Here is a 22,210-nt window from a genome sequence, read left to right on the forward strand (position 1 = left end):
CGGGACCACACGCCCGGAGGCATCAGCCCTGGCAGACGCCGCGCGCGTAGTCGTACGTCGCCGTCGCCTGCGAGTACCTCCACTGCGGCGCGAGCAGCCCGTCCGCCAGCTGGCGGGCCGCGGCGGGGCTCTCGATCACGTAGCCGAAGTCCTGGAGCCAGGACGGGTAGAGGTTCTTCGAGCCGATGTAGAAGGCCGAGTCGTCCACGGAGACCAGCTTGTGGTGCTGGGCGTACGGCTTGCCGTCGGCCCACGTCGACTTGTCCGACGCACGGAAGGTGGCCAGCTGCAGGTTCCCGCACATGGCGGTCCTGGCCGTGCCCTCGTCGCCGGTCAGCACCTTGAGGCGGCCGCGCAGGGCGTCGCTGACCTCGGAGAGCGACTTGATCTGCGAGTAGCCACCGCTGCCGATGGTGCCGCGGTTGGCCGGATCGCTGACGACGATGCGCACCTTCACGCCGGCGGCGAGCTTCGCTGCGAGGGTGTCGTAGAGCCGGATGTCGTAGCGGGGCAGCGGCGGGCAGGTCGCGTTCATGTCCTGCTGTGAGATCTCGATGTGCTCGCTCGCGCTCGCGACGAGCGCCCGCAGGGCGGTCTCCTCCGGGTTGACCGTGTCGTAGTCGCGGTCGGAGTTGGTGTAGTCGTGCACTCCGATGCCGCAGGTGGTGTCGGAGGCGGTCGGCAGGACGGGCCTGAAGGTCGAGGACGGGTCGCTCTGCCGTATCCCGACGCCCAGGCCGCCCACCGCGAGCGCGGGGACGTCGCCGCCGCCCGCCGGGGCGGCGGGCCGCGGCAGGGTGGGCAGGCAGCCGGCGCCGTTGGAGGAGGCGAACCAGACCGTGGTCCAGCTGCTCCTGTTGCGGCAGGTCCAGTCCCACAGGGCGTCCAGGTAGCGGCCGGCGGAGCCCGCCGCCGGGCCGGACAGCGCGAGGTCGACGTCGTTCACCGGGTGGGTGGTGTCCAGGTAGTCGTCCTTCCAGCTGTTGATGCCGCCGGTGATCACCGAGCTGCCGTCCACCACCACCAGCTTGGAGTGGTTCCAGGAGAAGCCGGTCTTCGACGTCGTCATCGAGGCCACGTTGAGCGTGACGTTCGCGGCCGCCGGGCCCAGCTTGCGCACCAGTTCGTCGCGGTAGGAGGACGGGATCACGTTGGCGTGGTAGATCGGCGCGGCACCGACGAGGACGCGGACCCGGAGCCGGTTGCCCTTCTGCGTCGCCTCCTTCAGGCCGGCCACGATCGCGTCCTGGAAGCTGCCGTCGGGGAACGGGGCCAGGGTGGATATGTCCACGCTCTGACGGGCGTTCGCGATGTCCTCGCGCACCTTCTCCAGCAGGCGTCGGGAGCCGGACCGGTCGGCACAGGTGGGATCGCCCCAGCAACCCGGGGTCTGGAGGAGCCAGTCCGAGGCGCCGGGGGCGGAGGCACCCAGTCGGTTCCCGGACGTGCGCTCCCAGATCGAGCCCTCCAGGCCCGGGGAGACCTGACGCAGCGACTGCTCCACCGCGTCCAGGTGGGGGGTGGGTGCGTCGGCGGACGCCGGCGCGGCGGTCAGCAGGAGGCCGGAGAGCGCGAGAGGGAGGGCCATCGTGCGGATGGTGCGTGCCAATGTGGTTCCTTGATTGGGGGGTGGCTCGGGCCGAGGGCTTCCTGACCGGTGCCTCGACCTTGATCAACTTCGGTAAGTTACCAGTCCGTAGCCCCCAATTCACCCCAGCCCGAGGCACTTTCAGCCGCTTTCGGAGCTCGTGGCCTGGTACGGCACGCAGCCTTGCCTCCGGAACGCCCGCGAAGCGGGAGCGTTGTCGCGAGACCGTTCACGGAAGCCGAACGGGCCCGGCCGGATCCGGCGTCGCCTCGCCCCGGGGGCCGCCGGTGCGGACTTGTGCAACCGGCCCTCGGCACAGCACTGTTGGCCGGTATTCGTTCATACGGTCAGGAGTCCCGACTTGTCCTCGCACACCCCCGCGCCCGCCCACGTCGTCGATCCCGCCGGCGGCTGCCCGCACGCCCTCAACGCCGAGCTGCGGGCACGCGGGCCCGTCGCGGGCGTCGTGCTGCCCGGCGGCGTGCCCGCGGCGGTCGTCCTGGGGCACGACGCGCTCAAGGAATTCCTGTCCCACCCCGACGTGGCCAAGGACTCCCGCCACTGCCCGGCCCTGAACGACGGCACGATCCCGCCGGACTGGCCTCTGCGGGTGTTCGCCAATGCCCAGGGCATGCACACCGCCGACGGCGCCGACCACCGGCGGCTGCGCTCGCTCGTCGGCAACGCCTTCACCACCCGCCAGGTGGAGCGGCTGCGGCCGCGCATCGAGGAACTGACCGCCGACCTCCTCGACGACCTCGGCCGGGCGGCCGCCGAGGACCCGGACGGCGTCGCGGACCTGCGCACCCACTTCGCGCTCCCGCTCCCGATGAGCGTGATCTGCGAGCTGCTCGGCGTGGACCCCGAACACCGCGGCCGGCTGCACGACCTCACCTACACCGTGGTCATCGCCACCGACACCACCCCGGCGGAGGTCATGGCCGCCGTACGCGAGCTCGTCGAGCTGCTCGGCACGATCGCGGCCGCCCGCCGGGCCGCTCCCGGCGACGACCTCACCAGCGCCCTCATAGCCGCTCGCGAGGAGGGCGGCGACCGGCTCAGCGAGGCCGAACTCATCGGCACGATGCGCCTGATGCTCGTCGCCGGCCACGAGACCACCCTGAACCTGATCAGCAATGCCGTGCGGGCCCTCTGCACCCACCGTGACCAGCTTGCGCTGGTCCTGGAGGGCAAGGCCACCTGGTCGGACGTGGTCGACGAGACGCTGCGCTGGGACGGGCCGGTCAGCTGGTTCCCGTTCCGCTACCCCACCCGCGACCTCACCCTCGGCGACACCGTGATCCCGCAGGGCACGCCGGTCCTCGCCGGGTACACCGCTGCCGGACGGGACGAGGCCTTCCACGGCCCCGACGCCGACCGCTTCGACGTCACCCGGCCCGGCGCGGCCCGTCACCTCTCCTTCGGCCAGGGCGTGCACTACTGCGTGGGTGCCCCGCTCGCCCGCCTCGAGGCCACGATCGCCCTGGAACGGCTCTTCACCCGCTTCCCGGACCTCGACCTGGCCGCCCCCGAGGCCGAACTGCCGCGCCAGCGCAGCTTCATCGGCAACAGCGTCGAAGCGCTCCCGGTGCGGCCGCTGCACCGGGTCTGACGCCCGGAGTGCCTCCTCTCTCCCCTCCCCCGCCGCCACCGGGCCCGCGGCGGGAGGGGAGAGCTGGCGCTCCGCCGAGCCGGTGGACCGGGGCACGCCGCCGCACCGCGGCGCTCGCCTCGCGCCCTCGCCCCCTCGCACTCTGGCCCTCTGGCCCTCTGGCCCTCTGGCCCTCTGACCGGATGACGCCACGCTCGGATTCGGCATCGCGGGCTACCGGCCGCTGTCGAACTGCTCGAGTGGACGGGCAGCAACGACCCGGCTCAGGAAATCGTCGACGGCGACGTGGACGTCAGCTTCGCCTTCGGGCGCGCACCTCCCGCGGCACCGCTCGCCGTTGCCGCACGGGCCGCGTGAGCGTCTTCAACGCTCTCGACGAGAACGGGCTGAGCTTCCCCCCTCCCGGCCCGGCAGCAGAGGGCCCACCCGCTCCGGTGACCTGACCTCCGGAGTCGGGGCGACGCCCCCTCGTACCCCCGACCGCCGGTGCTCCGCAAGGCATCCGCGCCGGTTCGGTTTTGTCCAATACACAGCGACGCGACCGGCGCGAGCCTTGCACCCGGGCACCCCCGCGTCGACGTGAAGCACGTCCCTCAGGCGACGCGGCCGCGTGCCGGCCCTTACACCCGTCGATACACCACGAGGAGCGAACGGACAGATGAAGGCTCTGATCCGGTGCGTGACCGTCGTCGCAACCACCGCCATCGCGGCGGCGGCCGCCGTCGGCACGGCTTCCGCGCAGGTAGGCGCACCGTATGTCGGTGACGGCTACAGCAACAACAAGAACGCCGTCTGGTGCGTGCAGCACCTGGTGAACGACTACCGCCGGGCCGCCGGAAAGGCCGCCGTCGCCGAGGATTCCGTCTGGGGCCCGCAGACCCGTTCCGCCGTCATCGACTTCCAGGCCAACACCGACAACACCGGTCCCGCGGACGGGATCGTCGGTCCCCTCACCGGCCGGGGACTCCTGAACTACGACGCCACGGACATCTACGCCGGACACGGCTACTGCTTCGGCTACCTGCCCACGCCGTCCGGGTACTAGAGCTCCCCCGACCAGTCAGCAGCCGTTCGCGCCCGACGCCGAGCGGCAAGGTACGCACCACATGAAAGAGGATCACACGCAGATGACGTCCGCATTCCGCAAGGCCGCCCTGACCGTCGGCTCCACCCTCCTGCTCACCGCGGCAGTCGCGCCGTCGGCCGAGGCGAGCACCAGCGCCTCCAACATCCGCTACGGCAACACCGGCTACGCGGTCTCGTGCATCCAGAAGGGCCTGAACCTCTGGAACGCCACGGTGCCGCTCCACACGCCCAAGCCGGCCCTGGCCGTGGACGGGATCTTCGGCAACGCCACCCTCGCCATGGTCAAGGACTACCAGACGTGGAGCATGCTGTCGGTGGACGGCGTGGTGGGCCGCCAGACCGGCGACCAGCTCTACGGCAACTTCATCGCGCCCATCGACAGCGGTTGCTACGGAGTCGTCCCCACCTCCTGGTGACCGACGTCCACGTGCCCGCCGCAGGTGCGGGCGGTTCCCGCCGCCCGCCCCGCGCCGCCGCCCGCGCGGGCGCGGGCGCCGGGCGCCGGCGCGCGGAACGCCTTCCGGCGACGCGCGCTCCCGGGGCCGGGCTCGGCACCGCGGCGGACGTCCTGGGTCGGCCTGCCCGTGCATGCGCTGCTCGCCCCGCGTGGGCGAGCCTCGGGCCGTGCGTCCTCGACGCGACCGGCCGTCGAGCCGGTGGCCTCGACCGCACTCCTGGTGACCCGGAGGCCGTGGAACCGGGGGCGCTCGTTCCGACGTCGACCCGGAGCTGAACTCCGTTCGGCGGGGCAGGGGTTGTGGATCGGGCCACGCGGGCAGGTTTGGAGGGTCGCTCAGGGGGCAGTTCCGGCCATCAGTGGCTCGGGGCGACGCCTGTCCGGGCGTGGAACCGGCAGTCGACCCGGAGGGGACGGAGGAGCCACCGCCCCGCCCCCTCCCTCGAGGGAGATGGAATGACCATGACCGTGCATGCCGTCGAGCTCCCGAAACTGTGGATGCCTCATCCCCTGCGGGTCAATCCCCACCTCTCGGGTCTGCGCGCGGAGAGCGAGAGCTGGGCGCGCGAGATGGGCATGGTGAACGACGACGAAGGACGGGCGTCCCCCCACGCGATCTGGACGCGCTCCCAGTACCGGGCCATGGCGGTGGACCAGCTCACCGCGTGGACGCTTCCCGACGCGGCCCCGGCCGACCTCCGCCTGAACCACCGTTTCAACATCTGGGCCCTGGCGTGGGACGACTACTTCGCCTCGGCCTTCAAGCGGACGGGGGACCTCCCGGGCGCGCTGGAGTTCACCGCCCGGCTCCACGCGTTCCTGCGCCCGGAGAGCGGGGCCCGACTGCCGGAGCCCGTGAATGCCGTCGAGCGGGGCATCGCCGACCTGCAGCAGCAGCTGTTCCCTCCGCGGCTGGGACACTGGAGGCAGGAGTTCAACCGGGCGTTGGCGAGGTACGTCGACGCCGGCGTCGAGGAACTGGCCAACAGCCGCGCCGGGCGTGTTCCCCACCTGATCGACTACGCGCCTTTCCGGCGCGAGAGCTTCGCCGCCCACACCGCGCCCTACTCGGTCGAGCTCGCCACCGGTGCGCGAATACCGGAGCGCCTCCGCGGCAGTCGGACCGTGCGCGGACTGCTGGCCGCGTTCATGGACGTCATGGGTCTGGCCAACGACATCGCCTCCTACGAGCGGGAGGTGCACGAGGAGCACGACGTCAACAACCTCGTCGTGGTGATCGCGACGTCGCTGGGGATCCCCCTCCGGGAAGCCGTGCCCGCCGCGGTCCGCCTGGTGAACACCCGGCTGCGCGACTTCGAGCAGCTCCGGCGGGACGGGGTCAGGCGGCTGGCCCGGCGCTCCCGCTCGGAGCCCGAGGAGCGCGCCGAGCTGGAGACATGGATCGGCGGGGCCTGCAGCTTCCTGTCGGGCCTCTACGCCTGGTACACCGGAGCACCTCGGTACGTCGCCGCGGACGCGCCCCCCGACCCGCGGCACCGAGGGGGCACCGACACACGCGTGCCCGCACCCCCTTCGGTCGTGGGGCTGGGTGTCGACGCCCAGCCGTGAGGGACCTATCGCCGCAGCAGGAGACGTCCGATCCGCGCCCACCACGAGGGGCGGGCGTCAGGCTGCCTGCGGTCGGACGCGGGGACATCGCGTGGCGCCGGTGGCACCGGCGACGACGGCGTCGGGCCGCTCTGTGGCGGGGGCGCCGGGAGCGGTACCGGGATCTGCTGGCTCCGGGCGGGACGCGCGGCGAACCGGACGGGCAGCGCGGTGAGGTGGCGGGCCCAGGTGGAGGAGCGCCAGGTGAGGTCCGCCTCGGGAACGGCCAGGGCGATGTCGGGAAGCCGGGTCAGCAGGATGTCGACGCCGGTGTCGGCGATGATGCGGCCGATGTCCTGGCCGGGGCACTCGTGGCTGCCGGCGCTGAAGGACAGGTGGGCGCGGTTGTGGTGCACCGGCGTCGACGGGTCGGGGCGGATCACCTTGTCGACGTTGCCCGCGGCCAGGCCCAGCAGGAGCATGTCCCCCGCCTTGATGGACTGTCCGCCGAGGGTGGTGTCCCCCTTGGCGTACCGGGAGGGGCAGACCATCAGCGGCGGCTCGTCCCACAGGACCTGCTCGACGGCTTCGGGCAGGGTCATCTGTCCGCCGGCCAGCGACCCGCGGAACCGCGGGTCGGTCACCACCATCCGCAGGACGTTGGACATGAGGTTGGCGGTGGTCTCGTACCCGGCGAGGAGGATGAGGCGCAGGTGCTGCACGACCTCCTCGTCGGTGAGGCCCGCCGGATGGGCCAGCAGAGCGGAGGCGATGTCCTGGCCCGGACGCAGGTGCTTGGCCCTGACGAGCTGTTCGAGGCTCTCCACGACGATCGCGTTGCTGGCGAGCGAGGTCTCGGTGGCCTTGAAGAGGTCGCGCGCGGCGTGCACGAGCCGCGGGGTGCCCTCGTCGGACATGCCGAGCAGATGCGTCAGGGTGAGCATGGGCAGGTGCTCGGTGAACCGGCCGACGAGCTCGGCCTCGCCGCTCTCGCAGAACGAGTCGATCAGCTGGTGGGCGAAGCGGTTGATGTGGCGACGGAGGCCACGCTGGTCGAACTGGTCGAGCGAGGCGGTGACCGCGCTGCGCAGGCGTTGGTGCTCCTCGCCGTCGGCGCAGACGCAGTCGGGACGCCAGCCGATCATGGGCACGAGCGGCGAGGTGGCGGCGTCGATCTCCCCGCTGGTCCAGCCGTGCCAGATCCTGGGATCGCGGGAGAACTGGGTGGAGCGGGTCGCCACGTCACGGTTCTCGAGGTACCCGAGGACGAGCCAGGCGCGTACGTCGCCGTCGAGCAGTACGGGTGCCACCGGGCCGTGGGCGGCCCGCAGCTCCTCGTACAGGCCCATGGGGTCCGTCTCCGCGGCGGTGCCGAAGAGCCGGACCGCTCCGCCGGGTCCGGTGGCCGCGTGGGCCGGGCAGGACGGCGGGGGGAGCACTCCGGGCTCCGCGGTGGCGTGTTCGGGGGGCGGAAGGGTCATGCGGTCTCCTGGGCGGCGAGGGTGCACAGGTAGACCATCAGCGAGAGCAGGGTGTCGCGGCAGGACGCCCGGTCCCGTGCGTCACAGGTGACGAGGGGTACGGAGTCGCTGAGGGCCAGTGCCGTGCGCAGTTCTTCTTCGGGGTACTGCGGTGCTTCGGGGAAGGCGTTGACGGCCACGATGAAGGGGACGCGGCGGTCTTCGAGGCGCGTGATGACCTCGAAGCACACTTCGATCCTGCGGGTGTCGACGAGGACCACGGCGCCGAGCGCGCCTTCGAAGATTCCGTTCCACAGGAACCAGAAGCGCTCCTGGCCCGGAGTCCCGAACAGGTAGAGGATCAGCTCCTGGTTGATGCTGATCCGGCCGAAGTCCATCGCGACGGTCGTGGTGTTCTTGCCCGCCGCGCCGGGGTTGTGGTCGATCCCGACCCCGGCCTGGGTCATGGTCTCCTCGGTGGTCAGCGGAGGGATCTCGCTCACCGTTCCGACCATGGTCGTCTTGCCGACGCCGAAGCCTCCGACGACGACGACCTTGACGCCCCTGGCACCGTGGGGCAGCAGCACGTCGGTGTCGCGTGGGCCTGCCGTGCGTCGGTCAAAGTCTGCGTAGTCCATGAATCACCGCCTCCAATAGGCCGCGGTCGGGACAGGCCGCGACGGGCACGGGTGCGATCGCCTCGACCCGTTCGTCCTCGACGAGCTGGGACAGCAGCGCCGTGACGACGCTGAACGGCAGGCTGAGGTAGGCGGAGACCTCGGCCACCGACAGCGGGTACTCGCACATGGTGAGGATGGCCGCCAGTTCGGGCTGCATCGAGGGTTCCGGCTCGGACCTGGTCGCGATCAGGGTGACGAGGTCGAAGGTCTGGGCCGAGGGCCCTGTGCCCCCTGTGATGACGTAGAGCGGAACGGGAGTGCCCTCGTCCCAGGGGGACTGGTTCTCCGAGGTCACATCGCCTGCCGGACGTCATCTCGAGGCGGGCTGGTCATGTGCTGCCCGATCCGTACCACCAGCGTGCGCATCCGGTCGCCGAGCAGCCCGGCGTCCACCTCCTGGTCGGCCAGTACGGCGAGGTACGCGCCGGGGCCGGCCGCCATCAGGGAGAAGTACCCGCCGTCGGCCTCGATGCCCACCATGCGCGTCGAGCCGTCTCCGTGCGGGAACATCTGCGCGATGGCCCTGGCCAGGCTCTGGATGCCGGAGCAGGCGGCGGCGATCGCGTCGGCCGTGTCGGGTGCCGTGTTGGCCTGGCCGATGCAGAGGCCGTCCGAGGACAGGACGACGACGTGCCGTACGTGCGGGACGCCGCCCACGAGCTCGTTGAGCATCCAGTCAATGTTGGGCAGTGGCTGCATGTTAGTCGACCTCATCAAACGGCTCGCTGTGCGGAGTGGAAGGTTCGGCGCCCGATGTCCTGTCACCGTTGAAGGCCTCCCACATCAGGCCCGGCTGGCGGGTCGCGCCGGAGGTTCCCCGGGTGGCCGGGGTGGCGGGGGTTGTCGGAGCCGTGCGGACGACCGGTGTCGGGACGGGCGATTCCCGGCGCCGGCGAGGGAGTCCGTTGACGGTCTTGGCGACCTCGCCGGAGCGCGCCTCACCGTCCCTCACGGCCGCCGACGTCGGTGTCGGCATCGGTGTCGGTGCCGCCATCGGCGCAGGCACCGGCACCGGTCGGGCGTGGAGGGGGCCGCCGATGCGTCTGCGCGCGGGCTCCGGGGTTCTGACGACGGGCTGCTCCACCGTGGTGATCAGGCGCCGGGGCACGAGAACGACGGCCCGCACGCCTCCGTAGGCGGAGGTGCGCAGATCGACCTCGCAGCCGTGCTCGCGGGCGAGCCTGCTCACGACCGGCAGGCCGAGCTGGGTCACCTCGCCCAGGCCCGCCAGGAAGAGTCCCGAGGACGAGTCCGCCATGACGCGGGCGATGCGCTGCCGGACCTCCTCGGTGAGTCCGACCCCGCGGTCCTCGATCTCGATCGCGATGCCGGAGGGCACCTCGATCGCGCTCACCTCGACCGGGGTGTGCGGGGGCGAGAACGTCGTGGCGTTGTCGAGCAGTTCGGCGAGCAGATGGATCAGCGGCTCGGCTCCCGGCCCGATCACCGCCGCCTCGGTGACGGCCTGCAGCTTCACCCGGGGATAGTCGACGATGCGCGACATCGCTCCCCGCAGGACGTCGTAGAGCGGGATGGCCTTCGACCACTGGCGCCCGGGCCGGGCGTCGCCCAGGACCGCGATGCTGGCCGCGAGGCGGCCGATCAGCGCGTTGCGGTGGTCGATGTCCTGCAGTCCACGGGAGAGCACGAGGTCGGTGCCGTGGATGATCTGCATGGAGCGGAGGTCCTTGGCGAGCTGGTGGACGATCGCCTGGACCCGGCGCGCGACCGCCACCAGGGCCCGTTGGGAGGAGTCCCGCGTGCTCTCCTCGGCCTCCACCGCTTCCAGGAGCGTCCGCAGGGCCCCCCGCAGAGCCTCGGTGAACTCGTCGTCCAGGTGCGCCCCGAAGGAGACGGACTGCAGGATCTCCGAGGCGGGGTCGCCTTTCTGCAGACGCGCGACGGCTGCGGGAAGGAGCGACTCGGCCAGCCACACGGTGGTGGTGCGCTGATCGGCCAGGCGTCCGAGCAGGGCGGCCTCGCGCTGCGCGTGGGTGTCCTGGGCCCGCTCCGCCGCCCGCGCGTGGCGGGCCGCCTCCGCGGAACGGGACAGGCGCGCGGTCACCAGCGAGCTGATGGCCGCGAGGGAGACCGCGGTGACGCCCCACCAGGCGATCGGTGCCCGTATATGCGACGGAGAGAAGATCAACCCTACGGCGAAGGCGCCGGCCAGGACTCCGGGCGGGATGAGCCACACCGGAGCCGTCGTGGACGGCCGGGCTCTGGAGCTTGAACCTGCACGAACCATCAAGGGTGTCCCTAAACAGTCTGGAATGAGCGGACTGATGTGGTGCGACGCGCCAAAGGAACATGATTTCGATCGAATACGTAAACGTTCTCGAATGAGACCGCAAAAAGATCATCTTCGTGAACGCTTGCCGCACGGCCCGGCGCAACACACGTGGGGAGCATAGTCAGTTCATGTTTCGTGTGTGACCTCGATGAAAGGAAGGCTCCCAGTAATCAATTCGCCTTCATGAAGCGACAAGTTTGTGCACCGAAAACGACATCGAGCGATCGAATTCAGCACTACGCACCCCTACTCCTGGGGATCCATGGTGACTGTGTTGCTGGGAGTGATCCGGCCGACCCACGATTTCGGTGTCAGGGCGGACCACGCGACGTCGATCTCCACACCGTGGAGGGCGCGAGTGAGGTCCGCCAGCCCGGCGAAGACCTTGGCCTGCACGTCATCGGGCGTCGCGTCGGCGGGCATCGGGAGCTTGCCGCATCCCCCGCCCTCGTCGTCGGCGACGAACGTGAAAGGCCACTCGCCCCGGTCGCCTGTCAGCAGGATGATCTCCCTGGGGATGCCGAAGGGCGGCTTCTTCGTCTTTCGTCGTCCGGCCACGACACCATCCAACCCCACGGGCCGATGCCCTCCGCGCGGCGATGACGCGCCCCAGCGGCAGACGCCCGGTCTCCGGCGCCGGGCGCCGCCGGCGCAGGCAGCCGGATCTCCCCGGCCTGTCCGGAACCTCTACGGCAGGGCCGCGACGACCGCCTGCGCGGCCCGGGCGATCAGGCGGTCGTCGTGGTCGGCGTCCTGGGCGTCACGGCTGGAGAGGATCGCGATGACGATCGGCGCGCGGTGGGGAGGCCAGGCGAGGGCGATGTCGTTGCGGGTGCCGTGGTGCGCGGTGCCGGTCTTGTCCCCGACCTGCCAGTCGGTGGGTACGCCGGCGCGGATCAGGTCGTCGCCCGTCGTGTTGCGCTTCAGCCAGTCGACGAGCAGCGCCTTGCCCTCGGCGTCGAGGGCGGGACCGAGGGCGTAGGCGTGCAGGTCGGTGGCGAGGGCACGGGGCGTACTCGTGTCACGCGGGTCCCCGGGTGCGGCTTCGTTGAGGGCGGTCTCGTAGCGGTCGGACCGCGTGGTGCCATCGCCCAGTTCGGCCAGCGCGCTCTGGAGGCCCCGGGGACCACCGAGGTCGCGGAACAGCAGGTTGCCCGCGGTGTTGTCGCTGTAGCGCACGGCTGCGTCGCACAGCGCCCGCAGCGTCATGCCGGTGCCGACGTGCCGCTCGGTGACGGGCGAGTGGGCGACCAGGTCGTCCCGGCCGTAGCGGACGACCCGGTCGAGTCCCGCGGGGGAGTTCTTCCGCACCACCGCCGCCGCGGCGAGTGCCTTGAAGGTGGAGGCGTAGGCGAATCGCTCGTCCGCGCGGTGTGCGACGACGCGCCCGTCGCCGGTGTCGAGTGCATAGACGCCCAGCCGTGCGCCGAACTCCCGCTCCAGCCGCGCGAAGGGCTGCTCCGCCGGGGCGGCCGATGCCCTTCCTGCCGCGGCATCCGCCCTTTCCGCGGTGTCGCCCTTCGAAGTGGTGCACCCGAGGAGCGGAGCGAGGGCGACGGTGGACAGCGCGGCGAGGGCGGCGCGGCGGGTCAAGGCCAGGGTCACCAGGAGATCCCGTTCGTGTCGATCGGCGCGGTCTCCCGAGGCTACCCGGTCGTCGAGCCGGACGGCCGGCGAGTGACCCGGGCAGCGGGTCGGCTTGACCTTGACACGGTGACAAGGACTTCACTGCGTGGCCAAGGAGGTGATCCCATGAAGATCACGACACAGGAAGACGCCGCGACGCGGGCGCTGAAGGCGCTGGAGGACAGCCGTGCGTCCGTACGGCTGCGGGCCGCCCTGGCGGTCGGCAGCGCACCCGACCCGCGCTTCGTCGGCAAGCTCGTCGAGCGGTGCGCGATCGAACCCGAGTTCTTCGTCCGCGAGATGTTGACCTGGGCCCTCACACGCCACCCGGAATCCATGACACTCCCCGAACTGATCCGTGCCGTCCGCTCCCAGCGTGCGCAGGCGCGCAGCCAGGCCCTGCACACCCTGTCCAAGATCGGCGACCGGCAGGTGTGGCCGGCGATCACCCGGGAGCTGCTGACCGACGCCGATGACGAGGTGGCGCGCAGCGCCTGGCGGGCCGCGGTCCTGCTCGTACCGGAAGGTGCGGAGTCGGCGCTGGCCGTCGTGCTGGCGACGCAGCTCGGGCGCGGCGACCGGGAGACGCAGCTGAGTCTCAGCCGTGCGCTGGTCGCGTTGGGCGAGGCGATCGAACCGTCGGTACGCGCCGCGGCGGCGGGCCCCGACCCGCGCGTGCGCGCGCACGCGCTCGCCACGGAGCATCTGCTCCGCGAACCCGACACCGGCTTCGCGTTCGCGATCGAGGAGGCGAAGCGCGTCGTGGCTCTCGGCCCCGCCGATCCGACGGGACAATGAAGCGTGTTGATCGGTGAAGTGGCGCGCAGGTCCGGAGTCAGTGCCCGCATGCTCAGGCATTACGAGTCGCTGGGTCTCGTGCGGCCTTCGGGCCGTACGGGCTCGGGCTACCGCGAGTACTCCGGGGAGGACATCCGCCGGATCTTCCACATCGAGAGTCTGCGGTCGCTGGGGTTGTCGCTTCGTGAGATCGGGCTCGCGCTCGACGACCCCGGCTTCACGCCCGCCACGCTCGTCGGCGACCTCGTCCGCCAGACACGGGAACGCATCGCCGCGGAGACCGAGCTGCTCACCCGGCTCCACCGGATCGACGCCGCGGAGCCCACCGACTGGAACGACGTCCTCAAGATCGTTTCACTGCTCCACGCGCTGGCGTCGACGAACGCCGACACCCGCCAACGCGCCGCCCTGACCGCGACCGACGAGCTACCGGTACCCGTCGAGGCACTGGTCGAAGCGGCATTGCACGAGACCGACCCGAACGTCGCCGGGGCCCTGAGGTGGGCCCTGGCGCGAGCCGACGCCGCCAGGGGCGCCGCGCTCCTGGCAGAGGGACTCGGATCACCGGACGCCTCGGTGCGCAAGCGCGCCGTCCAGACCCTCGCCGAACTGCCCGACGACCAGGCCACCGTTCACCTCAAGGACGCCCTCACCCACCCCGACGCGGTCGTCCGCCGGTCCGCCGCGCCGGCCCTGGGGACACGCGGCGACGCCGAGGCGATCCCCACGCTCGTCGACATGATCGTGGCAGGGAGCAATGACACCGACGCCGCCGACGCGTTGAGCGCGCTGGCGAGCGACACCACGGCCGCGGACGGCATCGCCGGTACCATCGTCGACCACCTCGCCCACCGCTCCACCGGGGCAGCCGCACGCGGGCGGCTCACCCAGGCGCTCGCCGACATCCCGGGGCCCGCGGCGGCACGCGCCCTGGTGGAGCTGTCACATGACGAGGACCGCGCTGTCGCACTCACCGCGAAGTACCTTCTCCAACTGCGCGACACACCCTGACACGTCCGGGCCGGTCCTCCGGCAGACACCGCGCCGAGGCCGCGGAGACGGGCACGCCGGCCCCGTCTCCGCGACCACGCCGAAGTCGCCGACCTGCGGCCGACGGTCCACGCACCGCGCGGCAGCGGGGTCGGCGGCGAGCTGCTCGGCGGTGAACCTCTGCACGCCGTTCCAGTTGTGCGCCTCCAGCAGGACCTGCCGGAGGAGGCCCTCGTCGCGGGCGGCAGCGGGGCGGACCGGCATGGAAGGCTCCAGCGGCGGGGGCGGCAGGGACAGCTGGTGACGACAGGTCGCACGGGGCTCCCGTGTCACGGCCGCGGTCGAAGTTCGCCGACCTCCCGCGGAGTTCCGGCAGGGGCCCCTGCCACCCCGCGGCGACGGCGGGCGATCGGTCAGTCCCCTGACGCCGTGCCCGTGCGGGCGAAGTGCCGTGTGGTGGGGACGAGTGCCGCTGCCGCCGGTACGAGGAAGCAGGCGGCGGCGCAGGCGGCGAGGACGGGCGTGACCCCGAAGCGGTCGATGGCCGGGGCGATCAGGGCGAGGCCGACCGGCGCGAGGCCGTAGGAGACGAGGAAGTCCAGTGAGGACACGCGGGCGAGCTTGTCGGGGGCGACCTCGCGCTGGGTGGCCGTGAACCAGGGCACGTTGAACAGTTCGATCCCGATGCCGGCTACGGCGTACGCGGCGACGACGACGGCCGGGTGCACGGGGAACACCAGGCTCAGCGGAGCGACGCCGTACGCGCCGAGTGCGGCGAGGGCCGCCCAGCCCTGCGAGCGCGGTCGCCAGCGGGCGACGAGCAGCGCCCCGCCGAGGGCGCCGACGGTGTAGGCGGTCATGGACGCGGCCAGCACCCATTCGGTGCCGTAACGGTCCCGGCTGATCAGGGGCAGGGCGACGCTGGTGGCGGAGTAGCCGAGCGCGATCACCGCCACGAGGGCGGCCAGTCCGGCGAGGAACCACGGGTGCCGCCCTGCCTCGCGTATGCCTTCGAGGAATTCGGCGTGGATCGCGGCGCGCGGAGCCGACGGCTCGGCCGGGCGTCCGGCCGTGGCGCTCCCCCCGGCCGGCGCGAGTGCGGCGACCAGCCACAGCAGGCCGATCCCCAGCAGCAGGGTGGAGACGTCGAGGAAGGCCGCGAGCAGGGCGGTCAGAGCGGGACCGGCGAGCGTGGCGGACCGTACGGCCATCGTCATGGCGGCGTTCGCCTGTCGGCGCCGGTCGGGCTCGACGGTCTCGGCGGTGAGCGCCTGGAACGCGGGGCGGCAGGCGCCCTGTCCGGCGCCGGCGAGGGCGGCCGCCACGGTCATCAGCAGGAGGGACCGGCCGAGGCCGGCGGCGAGGGCGGGTGCGGCGACGGCCGCGGCGAGGGCGGACCAGAGGACGACGGCTCGGCGGGAGTGCCGGTCGGCGAGCACCCCGCCGACGGCGACGGCGAGGAGGAATCCGGCCGTGCGGGCGGCGAGGACCAGCCCGAGTCCGGCGGCGTCGAGGTCGCGGTGGAGGACGGCGAGTCCGAGGACGAAGGGCAGGGCCCAGGTCGCGAGGCCGACGGCCGTCGTGCCGGCCCACAGGCGCAGGAAGGCGGGGTCCCGCAGGATCGAAGGTCCGGGTGGGGTGGGCGACTTGGCCTTCGCGGAGGTCGGTGTCGTGGTCACGGTGTGCTGGCTCCTTGGGGGCGGGTCCGCTCGGTGAGGAGGGACCCCGGTCGCGTTAATGGAAATGATTTCCATTACAGTACCCTTCGAACGCGGCACTCCTGCCCGGTGCACGTCAACACCCACGCCCTCTTCCCCGACCGGAGAACCCATGCGCCGTCCCACCCGCCTCGGCATCGCCCTGACCGTCGCCCTCGCCACCGCCGGCTGTTCCGCAGCCGACACCGGCCACAGGCAGGCGGACAGCAGGTCCACCACGACCGTCACCGTCACCAACTGCGGCCGCCCCACGGCGTTCACCCGCCCGCCGGAGCGGGCGGTCGCCCTGGACCAGACCTCGACCGAGACCCTGCTCGAACTCGGCCTGCACGGCCGGATGGCCGGCACCGCCAACCTCAAGACGAAGATCCCGCCCGCGTACGCCGCCGCCTACGCCAAGGTCCCGGTCATCGCCCCGAAGATCGCGACCGGCGAGCAACTGCGCGCGGCCGTTCCGGACTTCGTCGTCGCCGGCTCCGCGGACCTGTTCACCGCGGACCGGGCCGGAACCCGCGAGGAGCTGGCCGCCCTCAAGGTCCCCACCTTCGTCAGTGCGGTGGACTGCCCCCGGCAGAACCCGGCGGGCAGCACGCCGTTCGAGCTTCTCTTCTCCGACTACGAGAACCTCGGCAGGATCTTCGGCGTCGAGGAACGCGCCGCCGCTCTCGCCGCCCGCCAGCGGTCCGCGGTCGCCGAGGCCGGGGCGGGGGCGAAATCCGCGAAGGCCCCCCGGCGGGCCGGGGCCGGGCAGCCGAACGTCGTCTACCTCTACTCCGTCTTCAACGGCATGCCGTACGTGGCCGGGGGAACGGGCCTGCCCAGCGAGATGAGCCGGATCGTCGGAGCGAAGAACGCGTTCGACGACGTCGACGAGGACTGGCCGGAGGTGACCTGGGAGGAAGTCGCCCGGCGCAACCCCGACTTCATCGTCATCGGCGACCTCTCCGAACGCGGCCGCCCGGGTGACAGCGCCGCCGAGAAGCGCGCCGTCATGGCCCGGCACCCGGTGATCTCACGGCTCGCCGCGGTCAGCGGGAACAGGATCGTCGAGGTGCCGGGCATCGAACTGGACCCGTCGGTGCGCTCGGTGCACGCGCTCGGACTGCTGGCCGACGGTATGAAGGACCTCGGGTATGTCCGCTGACCCGCCCGCGCTGGACACGCCCGACCTCCTGTTGCCGACGGCGCGGCGCCGGAAGGCGGAGGAAAGCACGGCGGAGAGAACGACGGAGAGCGCGGCGGAAAGCACGGCGGAAAGCACGGCGGAAAGCGCGGCGGAAAGCACCGGTGCGGCGCCGCACGCCCGCTCGGGAGGGCACCCTGCCGACCCGGTAGCGCTCGCCACCGACCGGGGACTGCGGTCCACCGACCGGGGACTGCGGTCCGGCGGCCGAGGACTGCTCCCCACCGGTCGAGGGCTGCTCCCCGCCGGCCGGGGACCGTTCTCCACCGGCCGGGGACCGTTCTCCGCGAGCCCGGCAGCCCGGGCGGCCGGGTTCCTGCTCGGCGCCGTCGCGCTCATGGTCTCCGCGGCGGCAGCCGTACGCCTCGGGACCACTGACGTGACCTGGGCGGACCTGGGCAGGGTCCTGGGCACCCGCCTCGGCCTTCCCGTCGAGCCGCTGCCTCCCCTGCTCGACTCCCTCGTCTGGGACCTGCGGCTGCCCCGCGTGCTGATGGCCGCCCTCGTCGGCGCCTCGCTCGCCGTGTGCGGCACCGTGCTCCAGGCCGTCACCCGCAACGCGCTCGCCGACCCGTATTTGCTCGGCGTGTCCTCGGGGGCGTCGGCCGGGGCCGTCGTGGTCGTGGTCCTCGGCATCGGGGCCGGCTCGCTCGGGGTCACCGGCGGTGCGCTCGCGGGCGCCCTGCTCTCCTTCGGCCTGCTCCTGCTGCTCCTGCGGCGCACCGGCCTCGACTCCACGCGCATCGTCCTCGCCGGAGTGATCGTCGGGCAGCTCTTCACCGCGCTGACGTCCCTCGTCCTGATGGCGTCGGCGGACGCGGACACCACGCGGGCCGTCACCCATTGGCTGCTCGGGTCGATGGCACCGGCCCGTTGGAGCAGCGTCGCGGTGTGCGCCCTGGTCACCCCGGTGGGCCTGGTCCTCGCGTGGACGTACGCGAACGCCCTCGACGGACTCGCCTTCGGCTCGGACACGGCCGCCTCGCTCGGCATCGGCGTGCGGCAGGCGCGGACGCTCGCTCTGGTGGTCACGGCGGCGCTGACGGCGGTGGCGGTCGCCACGGTCGGGGCCGTCGGCTTCGTCGGACTGATCGTGCCGCACGGACTGCGGTTCCTCGTCGGCCCGCTGCACCGGGTACTGCTCCCGCATGCCGCGCTCGCGGGAGCGGTGTTCCTCGTGTGGACGGACGCGCTGGCGCGGGTCGCCTTCGCTCCCCGTGAGGTGCCGGTGGGTGTGATCACCGCCCTGCTGGGTGTGCCGCTGTTCCTGCTGGTCCTGCGCAAGAGGGGTGAGCTGTGAGGATCACCGCCGAGTCCCTGAGCTGGTCGGTGGCGGGCACGACGGTCGTACGCGGGGTGAGCGTGGACGTCGCTCCCGGCGAGACGGTCGGCCTCGTCGGGCCGAACGGCTCCGGCAAGTCGTCGCTGCTGCGCTGCCTGGCCGGACTGCGGGTCCCCGACACGGGCACCGTCCGGTACGACGGCGTCCCCATCGGCGGCTGGAGCGCGCGCCGGATCGCCCGCCGGATCGCCTTCGTCGAGCAGCACGCGGACGCCGACAGCGACGTGCGGGTCGCCGACGTCGTGGGCCTGGGGCGCACCGCGTTCCGGGACCGCTGGCGCGGACCGGACGCCATGGACCGGGCCGTCGTGGCCGCCGCGCTGGAACGCGTCGGGCTCACGCCGCTCGCGGGCCGCTCGTGGAAGGCGCTGTCGGGCGGTGAGCGCCAGCGCGTCCACATCGCCCGGGCACTCGCCCAGCAGCCGTACGGGCTCCTGCTCGACGAGCCCTGCAACCACCTGGACGTCAGACACCAGCTGGAGCTCATGCAGCTGTTGTCCGGCACCGGACGGACGGTGCTCGTCGCGCTGCACGACCTGTCGCTCGCCGCCCGCCACTGCGACCGGCTGCTCCTGCTGCATCACGGCCGACTGGTCGCCGCCGGAGCACCGGCGGCCGTCCTGACCGCCGAGCGGCTCGCCGCGGTCTTCGGCGTCGACGCCGAACTCACCACCGACTCCCTGGGCCATCCCCACATCGCCTACCGCGGGCCGCTCGGCGCGACGACGGCGTCGTGCCGGCCCGCCCCGTGAAAGGAACTCCCATGCCCCCGTTGTCCGCAGTCCCCGCCTTCAGCTCCGTCGACGGACTCGTCGAAGCCGCTCTGGCCGGCGAGCTCGGCGGTCCGCCGCCACGCGAGCTCGTCGCGACCAGCGTCTTCTGGACGCACCACGGCACCCGCCTGGCCGGCGGCGACACCACGTACCTCAACCAGTACGTCCTGGTCCGCCTCGGCGCCTCCTTCGGCGGCTGCGCCTTCGAGGCCGGCGAGGTCGACCCCGGGATCTGCCGCGATGCCTCCGGCGCCCCGCTCGACGTGCTGCTCCGCGAGGCTCCGCGCCCGGTGCGCATCGCCGCGCTCGACGCCTACCTCTCCCACCTCCGGCCGCACCGGCTCGCCGCCCGTTCGGGACAGGCCGAGCCGGTCACCCTCCCCCACGGCACACCCGAACTCCGTGCCGCGGCACGCGACGCGGCCATCGCCGGCCTGCTGGACATCGAGCAGGGCGCGAAGGTCGGCCTCATCGGCGTCGTCAACCCGCTGGTGGCGGCGATCCGCGAGCGCGGCGGGGAACCGCTGCCCTGCGACTTCAACCTGAAGGCCACCCAGTGGGGCGACCCCGTCACCGCCGACATGCACGAGGTGCTCTCCCGCGCGCAGGCGGTCGTCGCCACCGGAATGACCCTGAGCAACGGCTCGTTCGACACCATCCTGGAGCGCTGCCGGACGCAGGGCCTCCCCCTGGTCGTCTACGCCCAGTCCGGCAGCGCCGTCGCCCGGGCGTTCCTCGGTGCGGGCGTGACCGCCCTGTCCGCGGAGCCCTTCCCGTTCTCCCAGTTCAGCGCCGAGGAGACGGTCCTGTACCGCTACCGAGGGGCGGGCGGCGCGTGATCCCCGCCGCCCGCCGGGCCGTACCCGGTGCCGGTGCCCTCCCCACGGGCACCGGGTACGCCCCCTGCCACCACGGGGAGATCCTGCAAGGCGTGTTCCTCGACGGCGGGGTCCGACGCCCCGGCCTCGTGACCCTCCCGATGGCCGGCCCCGGCAGCCGGGCCGAGTTCGTCCGACGGCCCGGCACGGCGCCGCAGTCGATCACCGTGGTCCCCGCAGGACGGCACAAGGCCGCCCGCGCCGCGGCGCTGGCGGTCACGGAGTGCGCGCACGCGGCGGGACTCCCGCCCTGTGGAGGGGACCTGAGGCTCACCGGTGACATTCCGGTGGGCCTGGGCATGGGCAGCTCCACCAGCGACGTCATCGCCGCCCTGCGCGCGGTGGCCGACTCCTACGCGGTGCGGATGGCACCGGGCACGGTGGCCAGGCTGGCGGTCCAGGCGGAGACCGCCAGCGATCCGCTGATGCTGGACGACGGCCGCCCGGTCCTTTTCGCCCAACGGGAAGGCCGCGTCCTGGAGGTGCTGGGCCCGGCCCTGCCACCGCTCGTCGTGGTCGGCTGCACGCTCGGGGGCGGCGCACCCGTGGACACCCTTTCCCTGCCCCCGGACGAGGTGCACGACAGCGACGTCCGCGCGTGGGAGCGGCTGCGCGGGCTGCTGCGCCGCGCCGTCTCCACCGGGGACGCCGCCCTGGTCGGCGAGGTCGCCACCGCCAGCGCGCGGCGGGGCCAACTCGTGCTCGGCCACCCCGAGTTCGACGCGCTGTGCGCCGTCGCCCGCCGCGCCGGAGCCGTAGGCGTCCAGATCGCCCACAGCGGGGCGGTCGCGGGCGTGCTGTTCGACCCCGCGGCCACGGCGCTGCGCCGACGCGTACGCCGCTGCCTGCACGGCCTGCGGGCCCACGGCATCCCCACCACCCGGACCTTCACGACCTCCCCCGCCCTGACTGCAAAGGAGCTCCCCGATGGACCAGCACGTCGCCGAGGCGATCGGCCGGCCGGACCTGATACGGCTCGACGACCGGCTCGTATGCCTGCGCTTTGAGTCGATGAAGGTGGTGTCGGCGCTCGCCGCGGTGCGTCATCTGCTCGACACCGGTGCGGTACGCAGGGGGGACACCCTCCTGGACAGCTCCAGCGGCATCTACGCGTACGCCCTCGCCCTGGCCTGCCACCGGCACGGGATGCGCTGTCACATCGTCGGCTCCACGACCGTCGACCACACCCTGCGCACACAGCTCGCGGTGCTGGGCGCGACGCTGGAGCAGATGGAGCCGAGCAGCGACCTCAAGCTCGACCAGAAGCGGCGGGTCGAGAGGATCCACGAGATCCTCGCCGAGCACCCCGAGTACCACTGGATGCGGCAGTACCACGACGACATCCACTACCTCGGCTACCGGGCGGTCGCCGACCGCGTCCGCCGGGCCGTCGGCACCGGCCGCCTCACGGTCGTCGGTGGCGTCGGCTCCGGAGCCTCCACCGGCGCCCTCGCCCGCTACCTGCGCGCGGGCCGGGAGGGAGGCGCCGCCGGCGACGGGGCTGCAGGAGGTGGGCCTGCCGGCGGTGAGGCCCGTGACGGCGGGGCTGCCCGCGGTGGAGCCGCCGGCGGTGCGGCCATCGACGTCCAGCTCGTCGGCGTCCAGCCCTACGGAAGCGTCACCTTCGGAGCGGAGCACGTCGCCGACCCCGAGATCATCATCGCCGGCATCGGCAGCTCCATTCCCTTCGGGAACGTCTCCCACGAGCTGTACGACACCCTGCACTGGGTGGCCTTCGACGCGGCGCTGTCCGGCAGCGTCGACCTGCTGCGCCGGCACGCCGTCTTCGCGGGCCTGTCGAGCGGCGCCGCCTACCTCGCGGCCCGCCACGAACGCGCCCGCTCACCGGAGCGGACGGTCCTGTTCATCGCGGCCGACACGGGACACCGCTACGTGGACACCGTGTTCGTCCGCCATCGAGAGGCCGTACCGATCACGAGCCTGACCCCTCGCGACGTACAGGACCTGAGCGAACTGACGTTGCCCTGGTGCCGTATGGCGTGGAACCGCGCGCCGGGCACCGGGGTGGGGAGGCCGTGAGGTGTCGGCCGACGGCAGGGGGCTGGGGATCGGCGTCCGGAGGGGCCCTCGTGGGCGAGGGCGCGGCGACCGGTGGGGCCCTCAGGGGCAAGGGCGCGGCGACGGCGTTCCTCGGCGCGCACGCGGGCCACCCGGGGT

At 72.6% G+C, this 22,210-nt stretch carries 21 protein-coding genes; 12 read left to right on the top strand and 9 right to left on the bottom strand.

The window, feature by feature from the left end:
- Positions 1-22: 22 nt before the first annotated feature.
- Positions 23-1,588, bottom strand: a complete 1,566-nt coding sequence (locus AB0M16_RS10575) for a phospholipase D-like domain-containing protein (RefSeq protein WP_365341031.1) — start codon at positions 1,586-1,588, stop codon at positions 23-25.
- 361 nt (positions 1,589-1,949) lie between these two features.
- Between AB0M16_RS10575 and AB0M16_RS10580 the strand changes: the two genes are divergently transcribed.
- The 4 genes from AB0M16_RS10580 (at position 1,950) to AB0M16_RS10595 (ending at position 6,312) form a co-directional block, all read left to right on the top strand.
- Positions 1,950-3,200 carry a cytochrome P450 gene (locus AB0M16_RS10580; protein WP_365341033.1) on the top strand — a complete coding sequence of 417 codons (1,251 nt, stop codon included), beginning with the start codon at positions 1,950-1,952 and terminating at the stop codon, positions 3,198-3,200.
- 679 nt (positions 3,201-3,879) lie between these two features.
- Entirely contained in the window at positions 3,880-4,245 is a 366-nt protein-coding gene (locus AB0M16_RS10585; protein ID WP_365341035.1) for a peptidoglycan-binding domain-containing protein, read from the top strand.
- A gap of 82 nt (positions 4,246-4,327) precedes the next feature.
- Entirely contained in the window at positions 4,328-4,702 is a 375-nt protein-coding gene (locus AB0M16_RS10590; RefSeq protein ID WP_365341037.1) for a peptidoglycan-binding domain-containing protein, read from the top strand.
- Between the two features lie 503 nt (positions 4,703-5,205).
- Positions 5,206-6,312: a terpene synthase family protein gene (locus AB0M16_RS10595; protein WP_365341039.1), complete on the top strand. Its 1,107-nt coding sequence runs from the start codon at positions 5,206-5,208 to the stop codon at positions 6,310-6,312.
- Positions 6,313-6,317: 5 nt separating this feature from the next.
- On the opposite strand, the gene AB0M16_RS10600 is transcribed toward AB0M16_RS10595, so the two are convergent.
- The 7 genes from AB0M16_RS10600 to bla all read right to left on the bottom strand — a co-directional run bounded on the left by AB0M16_RS10600 (position 6,318) and on the right by bla (position 12,329).
- Positions 6,318-7,772, bottom strand: a complete 1,455-nt coding sequence (locus tag AB0M16_RS10600) for a cytochrome P450 (protein WP_365341041.1) — start codon at positions 7,770-7,772, stop codon at positions 6,318-6,320.
- On the bottom strand, positions 7,769-8,389 hold the full coding sequence (locus AB0M16_RS10605) for an ATP/GTP-binding protein (RefSeq protein WP_365341042.1): 621 nt from the start codon (positions 8,387-8,389) through the stop codon (positions 7,769-7,771). Before AB0M16_RS10605 ends, AB0M16_RS10600 begins: the two co-directional genes overlap by 4 nt.
- Positions 8,370-8,726, bottom strand: a complete 357-nt coding sequence (locus tag AB0M16_RS10610) for a DUF742 domain-containing protein (RefSeq protein WP_365341044.1) — start codon at positions 8,724-8,726, stop codon at positions 8,370-8,372. Before AB0M16_RS10610 ends, AB0M16_RS10605 begins: the two co-directional genes overlap by 20 nt.
- Positions 8,723-9,103 carry a roadblock/LC7 domain-containing protein gene (locus tag AB0M16_RS10615; protein ID WP_365341046.1) on the bottom strand — a complete coding sequence of 127 codons (381 nt, stop codon included), beginning with the start codon at positions 9,101-9,103 and terminating at the stop codon, positions 8,723-8,725. Before AB0M16_RS10615 ends, AB0M16_RS10610 begins: the two co-directional genes overlap by 4 nt.
- A gap of 28 nt (positions 9,104-9,131) precedes the next feature.
- Positions 9,132-10,628: an ATP-binding protein gene (locus tag AB0M16_RS10620; protein ID WP_365341048.1), complete on the bottom strand. Its 1,497-nt coding sequence runs from the start codon at positions 10,626-10,628 to the stop codon at positions 9,132-9,134.
- A gap of 342 nt (positions 10,629-10,970) precedes the next feature.
- Positions 10,971-11,282 (bottom strand): hypothetical protein, encoded by a 312-nt coding sequence (locus AB0M16_RS10625; RefSeq protein WP_365341050.1) that lies wholly within the window; start codon positions 11,280-11,282, stop codon positions 10,971-10,973.
- 129 nt (positions 11,283-11,411) lie between these two features.
- Entirely contained in the window at positions 11,412-12,329 is a 918-nt protein-coding gene (bla, locus tag AB0M16_RS10630; RefSeq protein ID WP_365341052.1) for a class A beta-lactamase, read from the bottom strand.
- A gap of 147 nt (positions 12,330-12,476) precedes the next feature.
- Between bla and AB0M16_RS10635 the strand changes: the two genes are divergently transcribed.
- Positions 12,477-13,148, top strand: a complete 672-nt coding sequence (locus AB0M16_RS10635; protein ID WP_365341054.1) for a HEAT repeat domain-containing protein — start codon at positions 12,477-12,479, stop codon at positions 13,146-13,148.
- Between the two features lie 3 nt (positions 13,149-13,151).
- A complete protein-coding gene (locus tag AB0M16_RS10640) occupies positions 13,152-14,159 on the top strand; it encodes a HEAT repeat domain-containing protein (protein WP_365341056.1) in 1,008 nt (335 codons plus the stop codon).
- 392 nt (positions 14,160-14,551) lie between these two features.
- On the opposite strand, the gene AB0M16_RS10645 is transcribed toward AB0M16_RS10640, so the two are convergent.
- On the bottom strand, positions 14,552-15,817 hold the full coding sequence (locus AB0M16_RS10645) for an MFS transporter (RefSeq protein ID WP_365341058.1): 1,266 nt from the start codon (positions 15,815-15,817) through the stop codon (positions 14,552-14,554).
- Positions 15,818-15,968: 151 nt separating this feature from the next.
- On the opposite strand from AB0M16_RS10645, the gene AB0M16_RS10650 reads away from it, so the two are divergent.
- From AB0M16_RS10650 to AB0M16_RS10675, 6 genes are read left to right on the top strand one after another with little or no spacing between them, the layout of a single operon-like run.
- Positions 15,969-17,000: an ABC transporter substrate-binding protein gene (locus tag AB0M16_RS10650; RefSeq protein WP_365341060.1), complete on the top strand. Its 1,032-nt coding sequence runs from the start codon at positions 15,969-15,971 to the stop codon at positions 16,998-17,000.
- On the top strand, positions 16,990-18,339 hold the full coding sequence (locus AB0M16_RS10655; protein ID WP_365341062.1) for an iron ABC transporter permease: 1,350 nt from the start codon (positions 16,990-16,992) through the stop codon (positions 18,337-18,339). The genes AB0M16_RS10650 and AB0M16_RS10655 overlap by 11 nt, the downstream gene beginning before the upstream one ends.
- On the top strand, positions 18,336-19,133 hold the full coding sequence (locus tag AB0M16_RS10660) for an ABC transporter ATP-binding protein (RefSeq protein WP_365341064.1): 798 nt from the start codon (positions 18,336-18,338) through the stop codon (positions 19,131-19,133). The genes AB0M16_RS10655 and AB0M16_RS10660 overlap by 4 nt, the downstream gene beginning before the upstream one ends.
- Before the next feature lie 11 nt (positions 19,134-19,144).
- Entirely contained in the window at positions 19,145-19,993 is an 849-nt protein-coding gene (locus tag AB0M16_RS10665; RefSeq protein ID WP_365341066.1) for a DUF364 domain-containing protein, read from the top strand.
- Positions 19,990-21,039, top strand: a complete 1,050-nt coding sequence (locus AB0M16_RS10670; protein ID WP_365341068.1) for a GHMP kinase — start codon at positions 19,990-19,992, stop codon at positions 21,037-21,039. The genes AB0M16_RS10665 and AB0M16_RS10670 overlap by 4 nt, the downstream gene beginning before the upstream one ends.
- Positions 20,960-22,072, top strand: a complete 1,113-nt coding sequence (locus tag AB0M16_RS10675) for a pyridoxal-phosphate dependent enzyme (RefSeq protein ID WP_365341070.1) — start codon at positions 20,960-20,962, stop codon at positions 22,070-22,072. Before AB0M16_RS10670 ends, AB0M16_RS10675 begins: the two co-directional genes overlap by 80 nt.
- Positions 22,073-22,210: the final 138 nt, after the last annotated feature.

It is taken from the genome of Streptomyces sp. NPDC051921, assembly GCF_040680975.1.
Taxonomy (GTDB): domain Bacteria; phylum Actinomycetota; class Actinomycetes; order Streptomycetales; family Streptomycetaceae; genus Streptomyces.